This window comes from Streptomyces griseoluteus, assembly GCF_004784465.1.
In the GTDB taxonomy this organism is placed as follows: Bacteria; Actinomycetota; Actinomycetes; order Streptomycetales; family Streptomycetaceae; genus Streptomyces; species Streptomyces griseoluteus.
Window position 1 is genome coordinate 696,606 of record NZ_SRRU01000001.1, and the last position, 20,180, is coordinate 716,785.

The following is a 20,180-nucleotide window of genomic DNA, read 5'->3' on the forward strand; positions in this document are numbered from 1 at the left end:
GATCTTGATCATCCGACTGAACCCCATGGGGGCCCGGAGCGTCAACTCGACGCCGGAACGGCTCCCGGAAGGGTGACGATGATCCGGCAACCGCGCTCGGATTCGGCCACACCGATCCGGCCGCCGTGCAGATCGACCGCCCAGCGGGCGATGGCCAGCCCCAGACCGGTGCCGCCGTCGCTGCCCGGACCGTGCGGGCGGGTGACCGCGCCCCGGTTGAACCGCTCGAACACGCGGTGCCACTCCGAGCGGGGGATGCCCGGACCCTCGTCCAGCACCTCCAGCTCCAGCGACTCCGGACGCGAGCCGCGCCGGGCCTTCACGGTGACCCGGCCGTGCGGCGGGCTGTGCTTGACCGCGTTGTCTATGAGGTTCGCCACCACCTGGTGGATGCGCTCGGGGTCGGCGTGCGCGGTCAGCTCGGGCGGAGATACGTCCAGGTGCAGATGCACGTCGGTACGGGTGTGGCTGCCGGAGCCGGAGGCGATGCCGGCGCGCGCGGAGGCGACCATGTTGGCCTCCTTGAGCACCCCGGAGAGGTACGGCCACACCTCGAAGCGGCGGGCCTTCAGCGGGACCACGCCGTTGTCGAGGCGGGAGAGGTCGAGCAGGGTCTCCACCAGCCGGCCGAGCCGGTCGGTCTGGCGCAGCGCGGTGCGCATGGTCTCCGGGTCGGCCTCGGTGACGCCGTCGACGATGTTCTCCAGCACGGCGCGCAGGCCCGCGATGGGGGTGCGCAGCTCGTGCGAGACGTTCGCGACCAGCTCCTTGCGCTGGAGGTCCTGCGCCTCCAGCTCGTCCGCCATGACGTTGATCGTGACGGCGAGGTCGCCCAGTTCGTCGCGGCGGCCCTCGCTCACCCGGCGGGTGTAGTCGCCGTGCGAGATGGAGCCCGCCACCGCGTTCATCTCGTCCAGCGGGGCGGTGAGCGAGTGGGCCACGAACTGGGTGATCAGCAGCGTGGCGATCATCGAGAAGACCGTGATGAAGCGCAGCTCGGTCTTGGTGTGCACCGCGATCATGGAGAGACCGGTGGTGATCAGCACCGAGATGACGACCAGCGCGCCCAGCTTGGTCTTGATCGAGAACGGGCGTACGCCGCCCCAGGGTTCGTCCCCGGAGCGCCGGCGCCCCGTTTCCCGTCCGCGGCTCACGGGGTCGGCGTCTCCAGCGCGTAACCGACCCCGTGCACCGTGCGGATGCGCTCGGCGCCGATCTTCCGGCGCAGGGCCTTGATGTGGCTGTCCACGGTCCGGGTGCCGGAGGCGTCCGCCCAGTCCCAGACCTCGGCGAGCAGCTGCTCGCGGGAGAGCACCGCGCGCGGGGTGTTGGCCAGGCACACCAGCAGGTCGAACTCGGTGGGCGTCAGGTGCACGTCGTCCGACTTCACCCGCACCCGGCGCTGGGCGTGGTCGATCTCCAGCTCGCCGAGGCGGAGTATCCCGGAGCGGGGCGTGGTCGCGGCCAGCGCGGCGCGCTCCATGCGGCGCAGCAGGACGTGCACCCGCGCGGCCAGCTCCCGCATGGAGAACGGCTTGGTCATGTAGTCGTCGGCGCCGACCCCGAGGCCCACCAGCATGTCGGTCTCGTCGTCGCGCGCGGTGAGCATCATGACCGGCACCGGACGGGACGCCTGCACACGGCGGCAGACCTCCAGGCCGTCGAAGCCGGGCAGCATGATGTCGAGGATCAGCAGGTCGGGCTGCCATGCCTCGGCCGTGTCGACCGCCGACGGACCGTCACCGGCGGTCTGCACGAGGAATCCCTCGGCGCGGAGCCGGGCCGCGATGGCATCGACGATCGTGGGGTCGTCCTCGACGACCAGGACCCGGCGCTGCGCGCCCTGTGACGTCGTCGCCGCACCGGTCTGGGAGGTGTGTGTCTGCTCCATCGCCCGCCCCTGTTGCTTTCCGGAATCCGTGGGGTGATCCCATGACTGCGATTGACGCTTGAATGATCCGCGTCACGCTGCACATTACGGGGACACGCCGGGCCGTCGCTATCCAGGTCGGACGGCGAGATGGACCACGTCGGGAACGCCACGGGCAACGGGGACCTCTTCGGTACGCACCTGTCGGAACCCGGCATTCCGCAAGGTTCCTTCAAATTCCGGAGAGGGCTGCGCGGACCACGTCGCCAGCACCCCGCCTGGCCTCAACACCCTTGCGCACGCGGCGAGTCCGCGCGGTGTGTAGAGACCTTCGTTGCCCTCCGTGACGGTCCAGCCGGGTCCGTTGTCGATGTCGAGACACACCGCGTCGAACGTGTCGGATGTCTCATTGACGAAACGGAGGAGATCCGCCTCCACGACGCGCGTGCGCGGGTCGGCCAGCGCGGCGGCGGAGATCTCGGCCAGCGGGCCGGTGCGGTGCCAGTCGATGACGGCGGGCTCGCGCTCGATGACGGTGATGCGTCCCCACCTGGGATCGGCGGCCGCGTGTGCCAGCGAGAAGCCGACGCCGAGGCCGCCGATCAGCACCTCCGGCGCCGGGCGGTCGTCCAGCGCGTCCCGCGCCGCGTCCACCAGCAGCCGCTCCGAGCGACCGTCGGAGGTGTCCATCAGGAAGCACCCGTTGGCGATGATCTGGAGCAGCGCCCCGCTGCGGCGCAGCGCCACCTCCCCGTACGGTCCCTCGCGCCGGTCCAGGACCACCGTGTCCGCGGCGCCGTCGTGCGTGGCAGTCATGCCGCCATCCTGCCCCGCCCGCCCGGCGATTCCTCGTTCGCCCAGAGCGAACGATGTTCGGGGAACATTGAACAGCTCAGGAGCATTGAGTCAGTGTTACTCAAGTTGACTGCCGAAGGGGAGATCATGGCTGCTGAGTCGGGTGAGTCCATGGAGTTCACGCTCGTTCTGCCTGTGCTGCCGCTCGACGGCGAGGTCGTGCTGCCCGGCATGGTCGTGCCGCTGGATCTGAGCGACGCCGAGATCCGGGCCGCCGTGGAGGCCGCCCAGGCCGCCGCCCGCGCGGAGTCCGGCAAGCCCAAGGTGCTGCTGGTCCCGCGCATCGACGGCACCTACGCCAAGACCGGCGTGCTCGGCACCGTCGAGCAGGTCGGCAGACTCGCCGACGGCGACCCCGGCGCCCTGGTCAAGGGCCGCCACCGGGTGCGCATCGGCGCGGGTACCACCGGTCCCGGCGCCGCGCTGTGGGTCGAGGGCGCCCGGGTCGAGGAGACCGTGCCCGAGCCGCTGCCCGGCCAGGTGACCGACCTGGTCAAGGAGTACAAGGCGCTGGCCACCACGTGGCTGCGCAAGCGTGGCGCCTGGCAGGTCGTGGACCGGGTCCAGGCCATCGACGACGTCTCCGCGCTCGCCGACAACTCCGGTTACTCGCCGTTCCTCACCACCGACCAGAAGACCGAGCTGCTGGAGACCACCGACCCGGTGGCCCGCCTCAGGCTCGCCGCCCAGCAGCTCCGCGACCACCTCGCCGAGCAGGACGTGGCGGAGACCATCGCCAAGGACGTCCAGGAGGGCGTCGACAAGCAGCAGCGCGAGTTCCTGCTGCGCCGCCAGCTCGAAGCGGTCCGCAAGGAGCTGCGCGAGCTGAACGGCGACGGCCCGGACGCGGCCGAGGAGTCCGACGACTACCGGGCCCGCGTGGAGGCCGCCGACCTGCCCGAGCGTGTCCGCGAGGCCGCGCTCAAGGAAGTGGAGAAGCTGGAGCGCTCCTCCGACCAGTCGCCCGAGGGCTCCTGGATCCGCACCTGGCTGGACACCGTCCTGGAGATGCCGTGGAACGAGCGGACCGAGGACGCGTACGACATCCAGGGCGCCAAGGAGATCCTGGACGCCGAGCACGCCGGTCTGGACGACGTGAAGGCGCGCATCACCGAGTACCTCGCGGTGCGCAAGCGGCGGGGTGAGCGCGGCCTCGGTGTGATCGGCGGACGGCGCGGCGGTGCCGTGCTGGCGCTGGTCGGGCCGCCCGGCGTCGGCAAGACCAGCCTGGGCGAGTCCGTCGCGCACGCGATGGGGCGCAAGTTCGTCCGGGTCGCGCTCGGCGGTGTCCGGGACGAGGCGGAGATCCGGGGCCACCGGCGCACCTACGTCGGCGCGCTGCCCGGCCGTATCGTCCGCGCGGTCAAGGAGGCCGGGTCGATGAACCCGGTCGTGCTGCTCGACGAGATCGACAAGGTCGGCTCGGACTTCCGGGGCGACCCGGCGGCCGCCCTGCTCGAAGTGCTGGACCCGGCGCAGAACCACACCTTCCGGGACCACTACCTGGAGGTCGAGCTCGACCTGTCCGACGTGGTCTTCCTCGCCACCGCCAATGTGCTGGAGGCGATCCCGGAGGCGCTGGCCGACCGGATGGAGATCGTCCGGCTCGACGGCTACACCGAGGACGAGAAGGTCGTCATCGCCCGCGACCACCTGCTCCCGCGCCAGCTGGAGCGGGCCGGTCTCACCGGCGAGGAGGTCACGCTGGAGGAGGGCGCGCTGCGCAAGCTCGCCGGGGAGTACACCCGCGAGGCGGGCGTGCGCACCCTGGAGCGGACCGTGGCGCGGCTGCTGCGCAAGGTCGCGGCCCAGCACGAACTGGGTGAGCGGGAACTGCCGTTCACCGTCCGTGAGGAGGACCTGCGCGGTCTGGTGGGCCGTCCGCACCACGTGCCCGAGTCCGCGCAGGACCCGGCCGAGCGCCGTACCGCCGTACCCGGTGTGGCGACCGGGCTCGCGGTCACCGGCGCCGGCGGCGACGTGCTGTACGTCGAGGCGTCGCTCGCCGACCCGGAGACGGGGGCGGCGGGGCTGACCCTGACCGGGCAGCTCGGTGACGTGATGAAGGAGTCGGCGCAGATCGCGCTGAGCTTCCTGCGCAGCCACGGCGCCGAGCTGGAGCTGCCGGTGGCCGACCTGAAGGACCGGGGTGTGCACATCCACTTCCCGGCGGGCGCGGTCCCCAAGGACGGGCCGAGCGCGGGCGTCACCATGACCACCGCGCTGGCCTCCCTGCTCTCCGGCCGGCTGGTCCGCACGGACGTGGCGATGACCGGTGAGGTCTCGCTGACCGGGCGGGTGCTGCCGATCGGCGGGGTGAAGCAGAAGCTGCTCGCCGCGCACCGCGCCGGGGTGACCACCGTGATCATCCCCAAGCGCAACGAGCCCGACCTGGACGACGTCCCGGCCGAGGTGCTGGAGAAGCTCGACGTGCACGCGGTGACCGACGTCCGCCAGGTGCTGGAGCTGGCCCTCGCGCCCGCCGCCACCGTGGCGGAGGCGCCGGTCGCGGCCTGAGCGGGGCGAAGGCCCGAGTCCCCTTTCACGAGGAGGCTCGGGCCTTTCGCGTACGCGGGAGGCTCAGCCGTTGGCCAGCGCCTGCACCCGGTCCAGGGCGCCGTTGAACCGGTCGTGGTCACCGACCGTCGGGCCGGACGAGGTGTACTGCCACATCGTGTGGAAGTCCCAGCCCGCCGGCAGCGTGCCCGGCGCGGTGGCGTACCGGGCGATCCACAGCGGGTTGACCGCGCCGAAGGCGGCGGTGTTGCCCGTGCACTGGGTCCACCAGCTCGTCGCCGTGTAGATCACCGCGTCCCGGCCGGTGCGCGCCCGGTAGGTGCCCAGGAAGTCCGCGATCCAGTTGGTCATCGCGGCCCCGGCCATGCCGTAGCAGGCGTCGCCGTACGGGTTCCACTCGATGTCCAGCACGCCGGGCAGCGTCCGCCCGTCCCGCGACCAGCCGCCGCCGTGGTCCACGAAGTAGTTCGCCTGCACCGCGCCGCTCGTGGTGTCCGGGGTGGCGAAGTGGTACGCCCCCCGGATCATGCCCACGTTGTACGAGCCGTTGTACTGCTGGGCGAAGTACGGGTTGGTGTAGTAGGTGCCCTCCGTGGCCTTGGTGTAGGCCCAGCGGACCCCGCTGTTCCACAGCGTGGTCCAGTCGACGTTGCCCTGGTGGCCGGAGACGTCGACGCCCTCGGTCTGGGCGGCCCTGGTGCCGGCCGGGACGCCGGAGCGGCCGTCGTGGGAGAGGACGCCCATGCCGAGGTAGGCATCGCCGCGGTGGGGCGCGGCCTGGGCGGGAGCGGCGAAGAGGACACCGAGGACGAGGCTGAGCGCGCCGAGCAGGGCCGTGACCAGGAGTGCGGACGTGCGGGGGCGGGCGGGACCGGGTCTGTGCACGGGCATGGCGTGGCCTTTCGGGGTGAAAGTGGGGGACCGGAAATGACCGACGAGCCTGTTGCGCCGGGCCGCCGCGAGGGGCCCGGCCAAGAAGCTACGCACGTAGATGCGGGGGTGGGAAGGGGGTCCGGATGCCGCCGTTGGTCTACGCCTGCGAAATACTGACGGAGCTGCGGCGATGACGGGGTCCGGCAGAAAATTTCAGACGGCGAAACCGGGCAGGGGTACTGAGGTGCACGAGGACGGGAACAACGGCACGGGCGAGGGCACCGCACCCGTGGCGCCGCGCTGTGCCGACCAGGAATTCCTGGCGCTGGAGCGTGAACTGACCGTGCTGCTGCGCCGGGCGCGCGCCAGTCAGGGGGAGATGGCGCGCGAGGTCCACCCCGACCTGGAATCGGCCGCGTACGGGCTGCTGATCCGGCTCGACGAGCAGGGCGGCCAGCGGGCCACCGAACTGGCCGCCTACATCGGCGTCGGCAAGGCCACCATGTCCCGCCAGTTGCGCGCCCTGGAGGACCTCGGCCTGATCGCCCGTGAGCCCGACCCGGCCGACGGCCGCGCCTGGCTGGTCACCCTCACCGACGAGGGCCGGGGCCGGGTGGGCCAGGTCCGCGAGGCCCGCCGCGCGCGCTACGTCAGCCAGCTCGCCCACTGGGACCGCCGCGAGGTCGCCGAGCTGGCCCGGCTGCTGCACGAATTGAACGGCGTCGCGGAGAAGTAGCCGAGAGCCGGGCGAACCCTCACAGCTCCACGTGGACGGCCGTCGCGTCGTCGTGCGTCTTGCCGCGGCCGAGGAACGCCCGCTCCTCGCGGTCCGCGAGCTCCAGCTCCCGCACCCGGTCCACCAGGGCACGGGTGCCCTCCTTGGCGACCAGGTCGAACAGGGCCGTCCAGTCGCCCTCGTGGAACTTCTCCGTCCAGCGGGCCGCGCCGTCGGTCAGCGCGACCAGCGAGCGCACCCGGGCACGCGGCACCGAGCCGGTGACCGCGTACCGGGCCACCTCGGGGTCGGCGGCGGCCGTGAAGAAGCCGCCCTCCTTGTTGCGCAGCTCGGCGTCCACCCGTTCCGCGCTGGCCAGCGCCCCGCGCGGCAGCCGGGCCAGCCGCTCGTCCAGCACCGGGGTCACCGTGCCGTCCGGGGCGCGCAGCAGCAGCGCGGAGTCCGACAGCACCAGGTACTCGACCGTCTCCGCCGACCAGCGGACCAGCACCACCGTCGCCTGGGGCGTACGCGGGTGAGAAAGGTCACAGCTGGTCAGATGGGCCTTCGATGTTTGGGTGATCGCCCGGCCGAGAATCTCCGCCAGCGTCAGATCTCGGTGGGAAACGGTCAGTTCGGTCAGCGCGCCGCCCAGCCGGGCGGTGAACCAGGGCACCGGGTGTGAGCAGCCCGGCGTGTACGGGGGCGGCGTCACCCCGTCCAGCAAGATCACGCAACCGCCCTGACCGCAGGCGGGTAGTCCGACCCCCGCGAAGTCCTCGTTGGGCCGGTCGGCGGTGCCGGGTTCCGAGACGAGATCAGTACGCACCCCGCCAGTCTGCACGAACCCTTCACGAGCGGGGGCAACGGCCGAAGCGCGTACCCGGATCGGTGCGACCGCCCGGCTCGGGCGCCGGAAATGGCGGCAATTGGCATGGTCCGGGAATGCGTGGCGGCGAATATTGCCAAAGCCTGCCCCGCGCGTCCAACCGGCCCGCCGCGCAAGGGTGTCCGGCGCGCCGCCGCGACTTGCCCGCCAACTCCCCTCCGATGTTCACTCCTTCGGGTGGCGGGTCAGGTGATGCGCGGCCACTGCCCACCGGCGCTGGGAGGGTCGGGAACCATGAACCGGGTGTACGCACCACTTGGCACCGAGACGACGGGGCGCCGCCCGGCCCTTCCGTAGACGAGTTCAGGATTGCGAGCACCGGTGCAGAAGAAGCGGCCTCGGCGCGCAGGCAGGCAGACGGCTCCCCAGGGGACCGCCGAGCAGAACCCCGTGGGCGCTGGACGCCCCACCCATGTGCGCAACCGGTTGATCGTCGCAGTGGCCGTGGTGGCCGCCGCCATAGCCGCGGCAGGCGCGCCCGCCCTGCTCACCGCTTCCGGGGACCTCCATGAGTCCCAGAAGCTGGTGACGCTGGCGGACGAGGCGCAGGACGCCCTCGCGCTCGCCCACTCGCTGGCCGACGAGCGCGACGAGGTCACCTCCTACGTGGCCGCCGGACGCCCCAGGGCCAAGGCGCCCTCCGAGCAGCGCGGCACCCGAGTGGACCGTCAGGTCGAGGACCTGCGCGCGGACACCGACCTGCCGTCCCGGCTGCGTACCGCGCTGGACGGCATCGCCACCGTCCGCCGCGCCGCGCTGACCGGCAAGACAGACGCGCTGCGCACCCACCAGGCGTACTCGGCCACCATCACCGAGCTGCACCGGCTCGCGGAGGAGCTGGCCGACCGCACGCCCCCGCGCGCGGGCTCCGGCGCCTACGCGCTCGCCGGTCTGGACACCGCCGTCCAGCAGTCCGCCGCCGCGCGCGGCCTGCTGCTGGCCGCGCTGAGCGTGCCCTCCACGCCCAGCACCTCGATCAGCCCGGTCACCGGCCTGCCCGTCACCACCAACGGCAGCTCCGAGGCCGACACCGCCCGCCGCGACGCGCTCACCGCCGCCGCCCAGCGGGCCCGGCTGCGCGCCGACGCCGGCCTCGCCACCTTCCGCGAGACCGCGCCCGGGGCCGCCGTCACCTCCTACGACTCCACGGTCACCGGCCCCGAGGTCAACTCCGCCGACAAGTACCTGGACTTCCTCACCGCCCAGCCCACCTTCGGCGACCGGCAGCTCGCCGTCAGCGCCAAGAAGCTGGACGCCGCGCTCTCCGCCCGCGTCGACCTGATGCGCGGCGCCGAGTCCGCCCTCTACGAGCGCCAGGGACAGAGCCTCGCCGCCTTGCGGGACGACGACGTCACCGGGCTGGAGATCCGCATCGCGGTGCTCGGCGCCCTGATGCTGGTCGCCGTCGGTGTCGCCACCGCCATGGCCCGCACCCTGACCCGCCCGCTCTCCGTGCTGCGCCGGGGCTCGGCCCGCCTGGCCGGCGCCGAGGACCCGGCCGGGCAGGAGCCGATCGCCTTCACCGGGCGCAACGACGAGTTCGCCCAGGTCGTCCGCTCGGTGAACGCCCTGCACGCGCACGCCGTCGCCCTGCACGAGCGGGTCGCCACCCTGGAGGCCGACCGCAAGCACCTGGTCGGCCAGCGCCAGAAGATGGCCGACGCCCGCGAGGAGCTGCGCGCCGAACTCAGCGACTCCAGCGCCCAGCTGGAGCGGCTGCGGGAGAGCATCGGCGGCACCTTCGTCAACCTCGCGCTGCGCACCCTCGGCCTGGTCGAGCGCCAGCTCTCCGTCATCGAGGGGCTGGAGGAGCGCGAGCAGGACCCGGAGCGCCTGGCCACCCTGTTCAAGCTGGACCACTTCGCCACGGTGATGCGGCGCCACAGCGAGAACCTCCTGGTCCTCTCCGGCACCGAGCACGTCCAGCCCGCGCACGGACCGGTCCCACTGGTCGACGTGGTCCGCGCGGCCGTCAGCGAGATCGAGCGGTACGAGCGCGTCCGGATCGCCGCGCTGCCCCCGCACGCCCATGTGGCCGGCTTCGCCGCCGACGACCTCTCCCACCTGCTGGCCGAACTGATGGAGAACGCCAGCTCGTTCTCCCCGCCCGACCTGCCCGTGGAGGTCTCCGCCTGGCTGCTGGAGTCCGGCGAGGTCATGCTCTCGGTGCAGGACGAGGGCATCGGCATGGCCGCCGAGCGGATGGAGCGGCTCAACGGCCGCCTCGCCGACTTCGACCCCGAGTCACCGTACGAGCAGGAGGGCGAGGACGGCCTCGGCCTCGGCCTGTACGTCGTCGCCCGGCTCGCCCACCGGCACGGCATCCGCGTCCAGCTGCGCGAGCAGAAGCAGGGCGGGGTCGCCGCCGTGGTGGTGCTGCCGCAGTCGCTGCTCGCGGAGATCCCGGCCGCCGCGGTCCCGCACCACGCCACCCGTACCGACGCCACGCAGAGCTTCTCCCTGCCCGGCGCCGACGCCGAGGCCAACTCCAACGTGCTGCGCGGCCGCCCCAAGGGCGCCGACCCGCTCGTCGCCCTCGCCGAGAAGGCCGTGGCCGACAGCGAGAGCGCCGAGAAGGCCGACGCCGGTGACACGGTGATCCCGCGCCAGGCCACCCGCGAACTGCCGCCCGAGCCGGCGCCCGCCGCGCCGCCGGGGGCGGCCCCCGAGACCACCATGGAGCTGCTGCTCCCGCCGGCCGCCCCCGCCGGCGAGAACACGGCCGCCATCCCCGAACCCGCAGCCCCCCTCCCCGCCGAGGCCACGCACGACCGCGCCCCGGACGAGACGGAGGAGAAGCTGACGAGCAAGGGCCTGCCCAAGCGCACCCCGAAGATCACCGCGCCCGAGGCCCCGGTCCGCCCGCGCGCCACAGGCGTCGACGCCGAGGCCCTGCGCCGCAGGCTCGGCGGCTTCCGCCAGGGCGCGCAGGCCGGGTACCGCGACGTCGAAGCGGAGATCGCCGAGCGCACCGCGCAGAACCAGCGGCCCGCCACCAGCGCGAACGCCGAAGAGTCCACGGGGGGACACGCCGAGGAGGCAAGCAGTTGACCACGCCCAGTACCTACGGACTGAGCAGTGAAGCCCGCAACCTGCATTGGCTGCTGACCAACCTGGTCGAGGAAGTACCCGGAATCCAGTCGGTCGCGGTCGTCTCCTCCGACGGCCTGCTCCTGCTGTCGTCCGACCCGAACCGCGCCGAGGCGGACCGGCAGAACCGGCCGGCCACGAAGGGCCCCCGCGGCTCGGCCGCCGACCTCGCCACCATCGTCTCCGGCATCGGCAGCCTCACCGTGGGCGCCGCCAAGCTGATGGACTACGGCTCGGTCAAGCACACCATGGTCGCCATGGACGAGGGCAGCCTCTTCGTCATGTCGATCAGCGACGGCTCGCTGCTCGGCGTGCACGGCTCCGCCGAGTGCGACATGAGCGTGATCTCGTACCACATGGCGCTCTTCGTCGGCCGGGCCGGGCATGTGCTCACCCCGGAACTCCGCAGCGAGCTGCGGAAATCCATGGAGTCCGAACCGAGCGGGAGCGTCCGATGAGCGCCATCGCCAAGAAGACGCAGCTCCCCACGCGCGGCGGCGACCGCAAGGCCGCCCGTGTGCGTCCCTACTCGCTCACCGGCGGCCGCACCCGCTTCGGCCACGTCCTCCTGGTGGAGACGTTCGTGGCCAGCACCGCGGCGCTGGACGCCCCGGAGGAGCGCAAGGAACTGGCGAACGGCACCGCTCCGCGCGTGATGCCGGAGATGGTCGCCATCGTCGAACTGTGCCGCCGTATGCGCACGGTGGCTGAGATCGCCGCGCTGCTGAGAATGCCGCTCGGCGTGGTCCGGGTGCTCCTGAGCGACCTCGCGGACCAGGGAAAGATCCGTGTTTACGGCACCGGGACCGGTCACGGCACCGGCCGTCCGGACCGCGCGCTGCTGGAAAGGGTGCTGAGTGGACTCCGCCGTCTCTGACGCGACCGCCCCCGTCGGGAACGCTCCCCTCGTCGACGGCCTGGCCGAGCCCGTCGAGGAACTGAAGTCCTGGCAGCAGGACCGCAGCCGGGCACCCGTCGCCACGAAGATCGTGGTGGCGGGCGGCTTCGGCGTCGGCAAGACCACCCTGGTCACCGCGGTCTCGGAGATCACCCCGCTCCAGACCGAGGCGCTGATGACCCAGGCGAGCGAGGAGACCGACGACCTCACCGCCACGCCGGGCAAGACCTCCACGACCGTGGCCATGGACTTCGGCCGCATCACGCTCGACGACGACCTGGTGCTCTACCTGTTCGGCACGCCGGGCCAGCAGCGCTTCTGGTTCATGTGGGACGACCTGGTGCGCGGCGCGATAGGCGCCGTGGTCCTGGCCGACACCCGCCGGCTCAAGGACTGCTTCCCGGCGCTGGACTACTTCGAGAGCTGCGGCCTGCCCTATGTGGTCGCGGTCAACCACTTCGACGGCAGTGAGATGTTCGGGCCGGAGGACGTGCGGGAGGCACTGACCATACCGGCGCACATCCCTGTCATGATCATGGACGCGCGGCGCCGGATCTCAGCGATCGAGACCCTCCTGGCCCTGGTGGGCCACGCGCTCGACGTAACCCCCGAGTAGCCCAAAGCCCCCGTAGGAGACACCCCCGCATGCGGAAGATACTCGTCGTGGGAGCCGGCCAGTCCGGTCTCCAGCTCGCCCTCGGCCTCCAGTCGCACGGCTACGAGGTCACCCTGATGTCCAACCGGACGGCGGACGAGATCCGTTCCGGCCGGGTCATGTCGACGCAGTGCATGTTCGACACCGCGCTCCAGCACGAGCGTGACCTCCAGCTCAACTTCTGGGAGTCCCAGGCCCCGAAGATCGAGGGGCTCGGCGTCTCGGTCGCCGCCCCCGGCTCCTTCGACCCCGGCCCCTCCCAGCGGGCCATCGACTGGGTCGGCAAGCTGGACGGCTACGCGCAGTCGGTCGACCAGCGGGTCAAGATGGCCGGCTGGATGGAGACCTTCGCCCAGCGCGGCGGCCAGCTCGTCATCCACGGCGCGGCCGTCGGTGACCTCGACTACTTCTCCCGCACCTACGACCTGGTGCTGGTCTCGGCCGGCAAGGGCGAGCTGGTGTCGATGTTCGCCCGCGACCCGGAGCGCTCCCCGTACACCGAGCCGCAGCGGGCGCTCGCGGTGGCGTACGTGCACGGGCTCGGCCCGCGGCCGGAGCACCCGGAGTTCGACGCGGTCCGCTGCAACCTGGTGCCGGGCGTCGGCGAGATGTTCGTGATGCCGACCCTGACCATCTCCGGCCGTGCCGACATCCTGTTCTGGGAGGGCATACCCGGCGGCCCGCTCGACGTGTTCAACGGCATCAAGGACCCCGCCGAGCACCTCTCCCTGACCCTGGAGCTGATGGAGAAGTTCCTGCCCTGGGAGTACGCCCGCGCCACCAAGGTGGAACTCACCGACGCCGGCGGCACCCTGGCGGGCCGCTACGCGCCGACCGTGCGCAACCCCATCGGCCGGCTGCCCGGCGGCGGCCTGGTCCTCGGCGTGGCCGACGTGGTCGTGGCCAACGACCCGATCACCGGCCAGGGCTCCAACTCGGCGTCCAAGTGCGCGGCCGCCTACCTCGCCTCCATCCTGGAGCGCGGCGACGAGCCCTTCGACGAGGAGTGGATGAAGGCCACCTTCGACCGCTACTGGGCGACCGCCCAGCACGTCACCAAGTGGACCAACGCCATGCTCGCCCCGCCGCCGGAGCACATCCTCAACCTCATCGGCGCCGCCGGCCAGCTCCAGCCGGTCGCCGACCGCTTCGCCAACGGCTTCAACGACCCGGCCGACTTCGAGAACTTCTTCTACGACCCCGCGAAGACGGAGGCGTACGTCGGCTCGGTGGCCGCCGGCGCCTGACGCACTCGACGACCCTCCCGGCCCCGTGCCCGCCTCTCACAGGCGGCGCGGGGCCGCGTCCGGTCGTACGGCGCCCAGGACCGGGTTGGCCGCCAGGGGGGAGATCTTGACGTTCTCGCCGGTGCGGGGAGCCTGGACCACCCTGCCGCCGCCCAGGTACAGGGCGACATGGGTCGCCTCGGGGAAGTAGATCACCAGGTCGCCGGGGCGCAGCGAGTTCAGCGGGACGTGGGGGAGCCGGGCCCACTGCTCCTGGCTGGTGCGGGGGATGGGGGTGCCCGCGCGGGCCCAGGCGCGGGAGGTCAGGCCCGAGCAGTCGAAGGAGGCCGGGCCCTCGGCGCCCCACCGGTACGGCTTGCCGAGCTGGTCCAGGGCGTAGCGGACCGCCTGTCCGCCCTCCGCCGAGGCCGGCCGGTTGTCGTCGCCGAGGGCGCCGGAGTCGGTGAGGCTCCGCTGCGCCCGGGCCACCCCGTCCTGCTCCAGCCGGGACACCTCGCCCCGCTGCGCCGGGGTGAGGGAGGCGAGGAGCCGCTCCACGTCCGCCAGGCGGCGGGTCACGTCGTCCCGCTGCTTCTTCTGCTTCCCGGCCAGGGTGAGCTGGGTGTCCAGCGCCCGGCGGGCCGACCTGGCGAGCGCGTCCGCGCGCTTCTCGGCGCCGGTCAGCCGGTCCAGGGTGGCGGCGCGTCGACCGGCGACGCGGCCGATGACATGGCCCTCGTCGAGCGCCTGCTGAGGGTCGCGGGCGAGGAGCAGGCGGACGTAGACGGAGAAGTTCGAGCTGTTCTGGTACTGCTGGCGGGCGAGCCGTCCGGCATCGCCCCGGCTGCCCTTCAACGCCATCCTGGCCTTGGCCAGTTCACCGTCCAGCCGCTTCACCTCGGCGCGCTGGGCGGTGAGCTTCTCGGCGGTGGCGTTGTAGGTCTCGGTGGCCTGCTCGGTCTGCCGGTACAGCTGCTGAAGGTCCGTCAGCAGCTGGGCCACCGGCCGCTGCGGCTTCGGCGCGGCGAGGGCGGGCGCGGGCGCGAGGGCGGCCTGGGCCGTGATCGCGGCCGTACAGGCCAGGCGCAGCAGGGTTCCTGACACGACATCACCTCCGGTACTGGGGCGGCGGACCTTCCGCCTGCCTCCGTACCGCGAGCTTGTGCCGCGCTTCGCCGGTCCGCGTGCCTAACGTGCGCGGACCGGCGCAACAATGTCACCCGGTCGGGTCGTCCGGCTTGCCGTGCGGCGTGTTGTCCCGCCTCGGCCTGGACCAGGGCCAGCGAAGCCGGTCGGCGTCGCCGAGGCCCTCCGGGTCGTGCACGTACTTCCACCCCCGCACCAGCCCCAGCCTCTTGGTATGTCCACGCGGGGTGCGCCGGTACACCAGCACCGTGGGCGGCCCGCCGGCCGCGTCCGGGACCGGGATGCGGTACGTCTTCGGGGGGTGGCCGGTCGGGCCGAGCAGCACGGGCAGCACCCGGCCGTCCATCGGTCCGCCCTCGAAGGGGGTGTCCTGACTCTTCACGCCCTCAAGTCTCGGTCATCCCCGGCGATCGCGGCGACGACGGCCGCCGTCTGCGGGTCGCGGCCTGCGGTCACCACCAGGACGGCGGTGAACTGCTCGACCAGCCAGTCCCGCAGCTCGTCTTTCGGCGGCCGCTTGTCCTCGTCCAGCCACATCAGCGAGGACGCCTCGACCGCCGCGACCCACATCCGCACCGTCATCCGCAGCCGGGGTCCCGGCTCGGTCACCCCGAGGTGGCTGTAGAGGTGCTCGGCGGCGGCCCGGCGCACCCCGTCCACGATGGCCGTGGTCCGGGAGGTCTCCACCACGCTGCCACCCTGGAGCAGGGCGCTGAACCCGGTGTCGTGCTCGTCCACGAAGGCCAGGTAGCGGTCGAGGACCCGCGCGAGCCGGGCCGCCGTCGGCCCCTCGCGGGGCTCGTCGAAGCAGAGCCGCAGCGCCTCGGCGGCCGACGTCAGCGCGGCCTCGTAGAGCTGCTGCTTGCCGCCGGGGAAGTAGCGGTAGACCAGCGGGCGGGAGACCCCGGCCGCCTCCGCCACGTCGTCCAGCGAGACGTCCTCGGGGGCGCGGTGCGCGAAGAGGGCCAGCGCCGATTCCAGGAGCTGACCGCGGCGCTGTTCCACGCTGAGGCGTCGGTAGGCGGGGGTGGCGGCCTGCGGGGTCATGACTGGCAGCGTAATCGCTCCCCTCCCGGCCGCCCTGCCCGGTCGCATCGCTACGCCAGCAGCCCCGACGCCTTCCACAGCCGCCGTCCGGCGCCGCGCAGGACGCCGATCTCGTCCAGGAACTCGGTGAGCCGGCCCGCGCCGGTCTGCATCACCTCGCGCCGGTGCCCGCTGGCCTTCACCTGGGCCAGCGCCTCGCGCTTGTCGAGGCCGACGTTGGTGTACACCTCCGGGTTGATGAAGGCGATGGAGAAGATCCGCGCGAACTCGCCGGAGGTGATACGGGTGAACTCCCGCGACCACTTCGGCGCCGTCACCATCTGGCGGCGCAGCTCCTCACGGGCGTACCGGACGTGCCGGGCCTCCTCCACCACGTGGATGCGCGTGACGCCCCGGATCAGGGGCTGCACCCGCTCGTCGGGGAAGGTGAGCCGCTGCATCCAGTCCAGCACCTCCTCGCCGAGCAGGGTGGCGGTGAAGGAGCCGGGCGTGGTGGAGATGGTCTTGAACAGGCGCCCGAGGTTCTGGTGGGCCCGGCTCACCGGGTACCAGGGGGTGCCGCCGCGGGTGACCACGCGGGCGAACATCTTGGAGTGCCGGCACTCGTCCTCGATCTCGGTGAGCGCGTACCGGACGTGGGCGCTGGTGGCCGGCTTGTCGTAGATGTGCCGGACCAGCAGCTGCATCAGGATCAGCTCGAACCAGATGCCCAGCGAGGCGAGCGCGGCGGCCTCGTGCCGGGACAGGTCGATGCGCTGCTCCTCGCTCATCCTGTGCCACAGCGGGGTGCCGTACAGCGACACCAGCTCCGGGGGCCAGAACCACTTGCCCTCCTCGAAGGGGGCGTCCCAGTCCAGCTCCTTGTCCGGGTCGAAGGAGTGCTTGGCGGAGGAGACGAGCAGTCGCTCGGCCACCTGCTCGCGGTCCTTCAGCGCGCCGAGCGCGTCGCGCAGCCCGTCGAGCGCGTCCGCTTCCGTCAGGGTCGTCATGGCCTTTGGTCACCTCGTCCAGCCAGGGGTACGTCGTCGTCCGCCTCTTATGAGACTGCGTGTCAGCAAGGGCGTCAATCCCTCGCGCACGACTTTTACCGACGACGGGTCACCTCCGGCTCAGGAACCGAGCACCGCCCGCATCACATCCCGGGCGATCGGCGCCGCGTCCCCGCCCCCGCTGATCTCCCCCCGGTCCGCCGAGGCGTCCTCCACCACCACCGCGACCGCCACCGCCGGCTCCGGCGCGCCGTCCGCCTGCGCCCAGGAGACGAACCAGGCGTACGGCAGCCCGGTGTTGCCGACCCCGTGCTGCGCGGTGCCCGTCTTGCCGCCGACCGTGGCACCCCGGATCGCCGCGTTGCCGCCGGTGCCGCGCTCCACCGCGTCCCGCATCAGCTCCTTGAGCCGGGACGCCGTCGACGCCCGCACGACCTGCGTCAGCGGATGGGTGCCGCCGCCCGCGACCGTCTCACCGCTGGAGCGGGTGGTGCGCTCCACGAGGTACGGCGCCCGCGCCTGCCCGCCGTTCGCCACCGCCGCCGACACCATCGCCATCTGGAGCGGGGTGGCCCGCGTGTTGTACTGCCCGATGGAGGACAGGCCGAGCTGCGCCTTGTCCACCACCGTGTCGAAGGTGGACTCCGCCACCGCGAACGGCACCCGGAGCTCCGTGTCGTTGAAGCCGAAGGCCCCCGCCGTCGCCGCCATGTCCCCCAGCCCCACGTCCACGCCCAGCTTGGCGAACACCGTGTTGCAGGACCACGCGAACGCCTCCCGCAGCGAAGCGTCCCGGCAGCCGTCGGCCTCGTTGGTCAGCCGGGTGGTGGTGCCCGGCAGCCGGTACGGGTCGGGGGAGTCGGTCGGCGCGTCCAGATCCGTGATCACCCCGGCGTCCAGCGCTGCCGCCGCCGTGACCACCTTGAACGTCGACCCCGGCGGATACGTCTGCCGCACCGCCCGGTTCAGCATCGGCTTGTCCGGATCGGCGTTCAGCTGCTCCCACGCCGCCGTCGCGCCCGTACCGTTCCCCGACAGCCGCGCCGGGTCGTACGACGGGGTCGACACCAGCGCCAGCACCCTGCCCGTGGCCGGCTCGATCGCGGCCACCGCCCCCTTGCGGCCGCGCAGCCCCTGGTACGCGGCCCGCTGGGCCCTCGCGTTCAGCGTGGTGACGACGTTCCCGCCGGGCGCCGCCCCGCTCGCCGTGTCGTGCCACACCGGGAACTGCGACAGCAGCGGATCGGTGCCGGACAGCAGCCGGTCCTCCGCGTGCTCCAGGAAGGTCGAGCCGAAGCGCTGCGAGGCGAAGCCGGTCACCGGGGCGTACAACGGGCCGTCCAGGTAGGTGCGTTCGTAGCGGAGCTGCTCGCCGGTGTCGCGGGAGCCGGTCACCGGCGCGCCGCCGACCAGGATGTTCCCGCGCGGCTGCTGGTAACGGGCGATGGCCGAGCGCCGGTTGGCCGGGTTGTCCCCGTACGCGCCCGCCTCGACCACCTGCACCCGCGCCGCGTTCGCCAGCAGCGCCAGCAGGAGGAGGCCGCAGAAGACCAGGGCGTGCCGGATGTACGGGGCCATCGGGCGGGTGCCGCCGTAGTCGCCCGGTCCGCTCACGGGGCCTCCTCGCCGTCGTACTGGCTGCGCGCCGAGTCGCTCACCCGGATCAGCAGGGCCACGATCGCCCAGTTGGTGACCACCGAGGAGCCGCCCTGGGCGAGGAACGGCATCGCCATGCCGGTCAGCGGGATCAGCCCGGTCACCCCGCCCGCGATCACGAACACCTGGAGCGCCAGGATCGACGCCAGCCCCACCGCCAGCAGCCGCCCGAACGGCTCCCGCAGGGCGAGGGCGGCCCGGAATCCCCGCTCCACCAGCAGGGCGTAGAGCAGGAAGATCGCCGCGAGCCCGGCGAGGCCCAGCTCCTCACCGGCCGTCGCCAGGATGAAGTCCGACTTGGTGGCGAAGCCGATCAGCGTGGAGTGGCCGAGTCCCAGCCCGGTGCCGGTCGTCCCGCCCGCCGCGAAGGCGAACAGCGACTGGGCGAGCTGGTTGGGTCCCTCGCCCGCGTCGATGGAGGCGAAGGGATGCAGCCAGTCCTCGATCCGGCCGTGCACATGCGGCTCCAGATGCCCGACCGCCCACGCGCCGAGCACCGCCAGCACCAGCCCCACCGCGATCCAGCCGGTCCGCCCGGTCGCCACGTACAGCAGCACCACGAACAGGCCGAAGAAGAGCAGCGAGGTGCCGAGGTCCCGCTCCAGCACCAGCACCCCGACGCTCAGCAGCCAGATCGTCACGATCGGCCCCAGCACCCGCCCGGTCGGGAACTGCAGCCGCCACAACCGGCGCCCGGTGTACGCCAGCGCGCTGCGGTTCGCGGCCAGGTACGCGGCGAAGAACACCGCGAGCAGCACCTTGGCGAACTCGCCCGGCTGGATGGAGAACCCCGCGATCCTGATCCAGATCCGGGCGCCGTTGACCGCCGGGAACAGGATCGGCAGCAGCAACAGCACCAGCGCGGCCGCCACGCACACGTACGAGTACCGCTGGAGCACCCGGTGGTCGCGCAGCCCCAGCACGACCACGATGAACAGCCCCACCCCGAGCGTCGACCACACCAGCTGCGCCGGGGCCGCCCGGTCGGCCGGGGTCTGGAGGTCGAGCCGGTAGATCAGCACCAGCCCGAGCCCGTTCAGCAGCACCGCGATGGGCAGCGGCAGTGGATCGGCGTACGGCGCCCGCAGCCGCACCGCGATGTGCGCGAGCAGCGCGAGACCGCCGAGCCCGGCCCCGTACCCCGCCGCGCCGGGCGGTACGGAACCGGTGCGGGCCAGGCCGACCGCGCAGTAGCCGTACACCGACAGCAGCACGGCCAGCACGATCAGGGCCAGCTCGACCCCGCGCCGCCGGGGCAGCCGGGGGCGCGGGACGGCGGTGCGGGAGGCGGGCGGCGCGGTCCCGGCCTGGGTCATCGGCGGGAGTTCCGCTGGCGGGGGATCAGCACCAGCGCGGGACGGGCCCGACGTTGCCGATGTACCGGGCCGAGGCCCACGCCCAGGTGCCGTCCGTCAGCAGGTACCAGAGCGGGTTGTCGCCGACCCGGTCGCCGTTCACCTTGCAGTAGATGGACACGTGCTCGCCCTGCTTCGCGAAGCGGACGCGGCGGGTGCCGCGGTCCGGGCGGTCGTGCAGCCAGATGCCGCCCTTGGCGGTCACCACACCCTCGTACCGGCGCGGGTCGCGGTCGCCGCGCCCGCCCGCGTGCCCGTCCGGGCCGCCCTCCTGCTGAGCGGCCGGCGCACCCCCGGCCGGGCCGTCCGAGGCACCGGCGGGCACCGCCCCGCCGAGCAGTACGCCCGTCACGGCCCCCAGAGCCAGGCCGTGGAAGAGGACGGAACGCAGGGACATGG

General features: G+C 72.7%; 19 protein-coding genes. 7 read left to right on the forward strand and 12 right to left on the reverse strand.

The window, feature by feature from the left end:
- Nucleotides 1-41: 41 nt before the first annotated feature.
- The 3 genes from E5082_RS03380 to E5082_RS03390 form a co-directional block, all read right to left on the reverse strand.
- Entirely contained in the window at nt 42-1,154 is a 1,113-nt protein-coding gene (locus E5082_RS03380; protein ID WP_135789764.1) for a HAMP domain-containing sensor histidine kinase, read from the reverse strand.
- A complete protein-coding gene (locus tag E5082_RS03385) occupies nt 1,151-1,891 on the reverse strand; it encodes a response regulator transcription factor (RefSeq protein WP_030816749.1) in 741 nt (246 codons plus the stop codon). Before E5082_RS03385 ends, E5082_RS03380 begins: the two co-directional genes overlap by 4 nt.
- Before the next feature lie 108 nt (nt 1,892-1,999).
- Complete coding sequence (locus E5082_RS03390) at nt 2,000-2,686, reverse strand: spermine/spermidine synthase domain-containing protein (protein ID WP_135789765.1); 687 nt, start codon at nt 2,684-2,686, stop codon at nt 2,000-2,002.
- Between the two features lie 126 nt (nt 2,687-2,812).
- Here E5082_RS03390 and lon point away from each other — a divergent pair, with 126 nt between their 5' ends.
- Nucleotides 2,813-5,242 carry an endopeptidase La gene (lon, locus tag E5082_RS03395; RefSeq protein WP_135789766.1) on the forward strand — a complete coding sequence of 810 codons (2,430 nt, stop codon included), beginning with the start codon at nt 2,813-2,815 and terminating at the stop codon, nt 5,240-5,242.
- Between the two features lie 63 nt (nt 5,243-5,305).
- Here the strand turns inward: lon and E5082_RS03400 are convergent, their stop codons facing one another.
- Nucleotides 5,306-6,133, reverse strand: coding sequence for a lysozyme (locus tag E5082_RS03400; protein ID WP_135789767.1), 828 nt, complete (start codon nt 6,131-6,133; stop codon nt 5,306-5,308).
- A gap of 226 nt (nt 6,134-6,359) precedes the next feature.
- Between E5082_RS03400 and E5082_RS03405 the strand changes: the two genes are divergently transcribed.
- Nucleotides 6,360-6,851 (forward strand): MarR family winged helix-turn-helix transcriptional regulator, encoded by a 492-nt coding sequence (locus E5082_RS03405; RefSeq protein WP_135789768.1) that lies wholly within the window; start codon nt 6,360-6,362, stop codon nt 6,849-6,851.
- A 19-nt stretch (nt 6,852-6,870) separates the two neighbouring features.
- Here the strand turns inward: E5082_RS03405 and E5082_RS03410 are convergent, their stop codons facing one another.
- Nucleotides 6,871-7,659 carry a protein phosphatase 2C domain-containing protein gene (locus tag E5082_RS03410; RefSeq protein WP_135789769.1) on the reverse strand — a complete coding sequence of 263 codons (789 nt, stop codon included), beginning with the start codon at nt 7,657-7,659 and terminating at the stop codon, nt 6,871-6,873.
- A gap of 381 nt (nt 7,660-8,040) precedes the next feature.
- Here E5082_RS03410 and E5082_RS03415 point away from each other — a divergent pair, with 381 nt between their 5' ends.
- Genes E5082_RS03415 through E5082_RS03435 form a run of 5 tightly spaced genes read left to right on the forward strand, consistent with a single transcriptional unit; the run spans nt 8,041 to nt 13,609 of the window.
- Nucleotides 8,041-10,770: a sensor histidine kinase gene (locus E5082_RS03415; protein ID WP_190045313.1), complete on the forward strand. Its 2,730-nt coding sequence runs from the start codon at nt 8,041-8,043 to the stop codon at nt 10,768-10,770.
- The gene (locus E5082_RS03420) at nt 10,767-11,267 is read left to right on the forward strand and encodes a roadblock/LC7 domain-containing protein (protein ID WP_135789771.1); all 501 of its coding nucleotides are present in this window, start codon (nt 10,767-10,769) and stop codon (nt 11,265-11,267) included. The genes E5082_RS03415 and E5082_RS03420 overlap by 4 nt, the downstream gene beginning before the upstream one ends.
- Complete coding sequence (locus E5082_RS03425; RefSeq protein ID WP_031181189.1) at nt 11,264-11,686, forward strand: DUF742 domain-containing protein; 423 nt, start codon at nt 11,264-11,266, stop codon at nt 11,684-11,686. The genes E5082_RS03420 and E5082_RS03425 overlap by 4 nt, the downstream gene beginning before the upstream one ends.
- Nucleotides 11,667-12,323 carry a GTP-binding protein gene (locus E5082_RS03430; RefSeq protein WP_031181190.1) on the forward strand — a complete coding sequence of 219 codons (657 nt, stop codon included), beginning with the start codon at nt 11,667-11,669 and terminating at the stop codon, nt 12,321-12,323. Before E5082_RS03425 ends, E5082_RS03430 begins: the two co-directional genes overlap by 20 nt.
- A 29-nt stretch (nt 12,324-12,352) precedes the next feature.
- The gene (locus E5082_RS03435) at nt 12,353-13,609 is read left to right on the forward strand and encodes a styrene monooxygenase/indole monooxygenase family protein (RefSeq protein WP_135789772.1); all 1,257 of its coding nucleotides are present in this window, start codon (nt 12,353-12,355) and stop codon (nt 13,607-13,609) included.
- A gap of 36 nt (nt 13,610-13,645) precedes the next feature.
- Here E5082_RS03435 and E5082_RS03440 read toward each other — a convergent pair whose 3' ends face one another.
- The 7 genes from E5082_RS03440 to E5082_RS03470 all read right to left on the reverse strand — a co-directional run bounded on the left by E5082_RS03440 (nt 13,646) and on the right by E5082_RS03470 (nt 20,178).
- Nucleotides 13,646-14,692, reverse strand: coding sequence for a C40 family peptidase (locus E5082_RS03440; protein ID WP_135789773.1), 1,047 nt, complete (start codon nt 14,690-14,692; stop codon nt 13,646-13,648).
- A 112-nt stretch (nt 14,693-14,804) separates the two neighbouring features.
- The gene (locus E5082_RS03445; protein WP_135789774.1) at nt 14,805-15,116 is read right to left on the reverse strand and encodes a hypothetical protein; all 312 of its coding nucleotides are present in this window, start codon (nt 15,114-15,116) and stop codon (nt 14,805-14,807) included.
- Entirely contained in the window at nt 15,113-15,781 is a 669-nt protein-coding gene (locus E5082_RS03450; RefSeq protein ID WP_135789775.1) for a TetR/AcrR family transcriptional regulator, read from the reverse strand. The genes E5082_RS03445 and E5082_RS03450 overlap by 4 nt, the downstream gene beginning before the upstream one ends.
- 50 nt (nt 15,782-15,831) lie before the next feature.
- Nucleotides 15,832-16,770, reverse strand: coding sequence for an AurF N-oxygenase family protein (locus tag E5082_RS03455; protein WP_086695161.1), 939 nt, complete (start codon nt 16,768-16,770; stop codon nt 15,832-15,834).
- Nucleotides 16,771-16,890: 120 nt separating this feature from the next.
- Nucleotides 16,891-18,348 (reverse strand): penicillin-binding transpeptidase domain-containing protein, encoded by a 1,458-nt coding sequence (locus E5082_RS03460; protein WP_135790123.1) that lies wholly within the window; start codon nt 18,346-18,348, stop codon nt 16,891-16,893.
- 32 nt (nt 18,349-18,380) lie between these two features.
- On the reverse strand, nt 18,381-19,742 hold the full coding sequence (locus E5082_RS03465) for an FtsW/RodA/SpoVE family cell cycle protein (protein ID WP_135789776.1): 1,362 nt from the start codon (nt 19,740-19,742) through the stop codon (nt 18,381-18,383).
- Nucleotides 19,743-19,767: 25 nt separating this feature from the next.
- On the reverse strand, nt 19,768-20,178 hold the full coding sequence (locus E5082_RS03470; protein ID WP_135789777.1) for an SH3 domain-containing protein: 411 nt from the start codon (nt 20,176-20,178) through the stop codon (nt 19,768-19,770).
- Nucleotides 20,179-20,180 lie beyond the last annotated feature (2 nt).

What these genes read in the sequence shown, in the direction of transcription:
- E5082_RS03455 (WP_086695161.1), bottom strand. Translation starts at nt 16,770, where the DNA reads ATGACGACCCTGACGGAAGCGGACGCGCTCGACGGGCTGCGCGACGCG.
- E5082_RS03425 (WP_031181189.1), top strand. Translation starts at nt 11,264, where the DNA reads ATGAGCGCCATCGCCAAGAAGACGCAGCTCCCCACGCGCGGCGGCGAC.
- E5082_RS03390 (WP_135789765.1), bottom strand. Translation starts at nt 2,686, where the DNA reads ATGACTGCCACGCACGACGGCGCCGCGGACACGGTGGTCCTGGACCGG.
- E5082_RS03450 (WP_135789775.1), bottom strand. Translation starts at nt 15,781, where the DNA reads ATGACCCCGCAGGCCGCCACCCCCGCCTACCGACGCCTCAGCGTGGAA.
- E5082_RS03460 (WP_135790123.1), bottom strand. Translation starts at nt 18,348, where the DNA reads ATGGCCCCGTACATCCGGCACGCCCTGGTCTTCTGCGGCCTCCTCCTG.
- E5082_RS03470 (WP_135789777.1), bottom strand. Translation starts at nt 20,178, where the DNA reads ATGTCCCTGCGTTCCGTCCTCTTCCACGGCCTGGCTCTGGGGGCCGTG.
- E5082_RS03465 (WP_135789776.1), bottom strand. Translation starts at nt 19,742, where the DNA reads ATGACCCAGGCCGGGACCGCGCCGCCCGCCTCCCGCACCGCCGTCCCG.
- E5082_RS03400 (WP_135789767.1), bottom strand. Translation starts at nt 6,133, where the DNA reads ATGCCCGTGCACAGACCCGGTCCCGCCCGCCCCCGCACGTCCGCACTC.
- E5082_RS03435 (WP_135789772.1), top strand. Translation starts at nt 12,353, where the DNA reads ATGCGGAAGATACTCGTCGTGGGAGCCGGCCAGTCCGGTCTCCAGCTC.
- E5082_RS03385 (WP_030816749.1), bottom strand. Translation starts at nt 1,891, where the DNA reads ATGGAGCAGACACACACCTCCCAGACCGGTGCGGCGACGACGTCACAG.
- lon (WP_135789766.1), top strand. Translation starts at nt 2,813, where the DNA reads ATGGCTGCTGAGTCGGGTGAGTCCATGGAGTTCACGCTCGTTCTGCCT.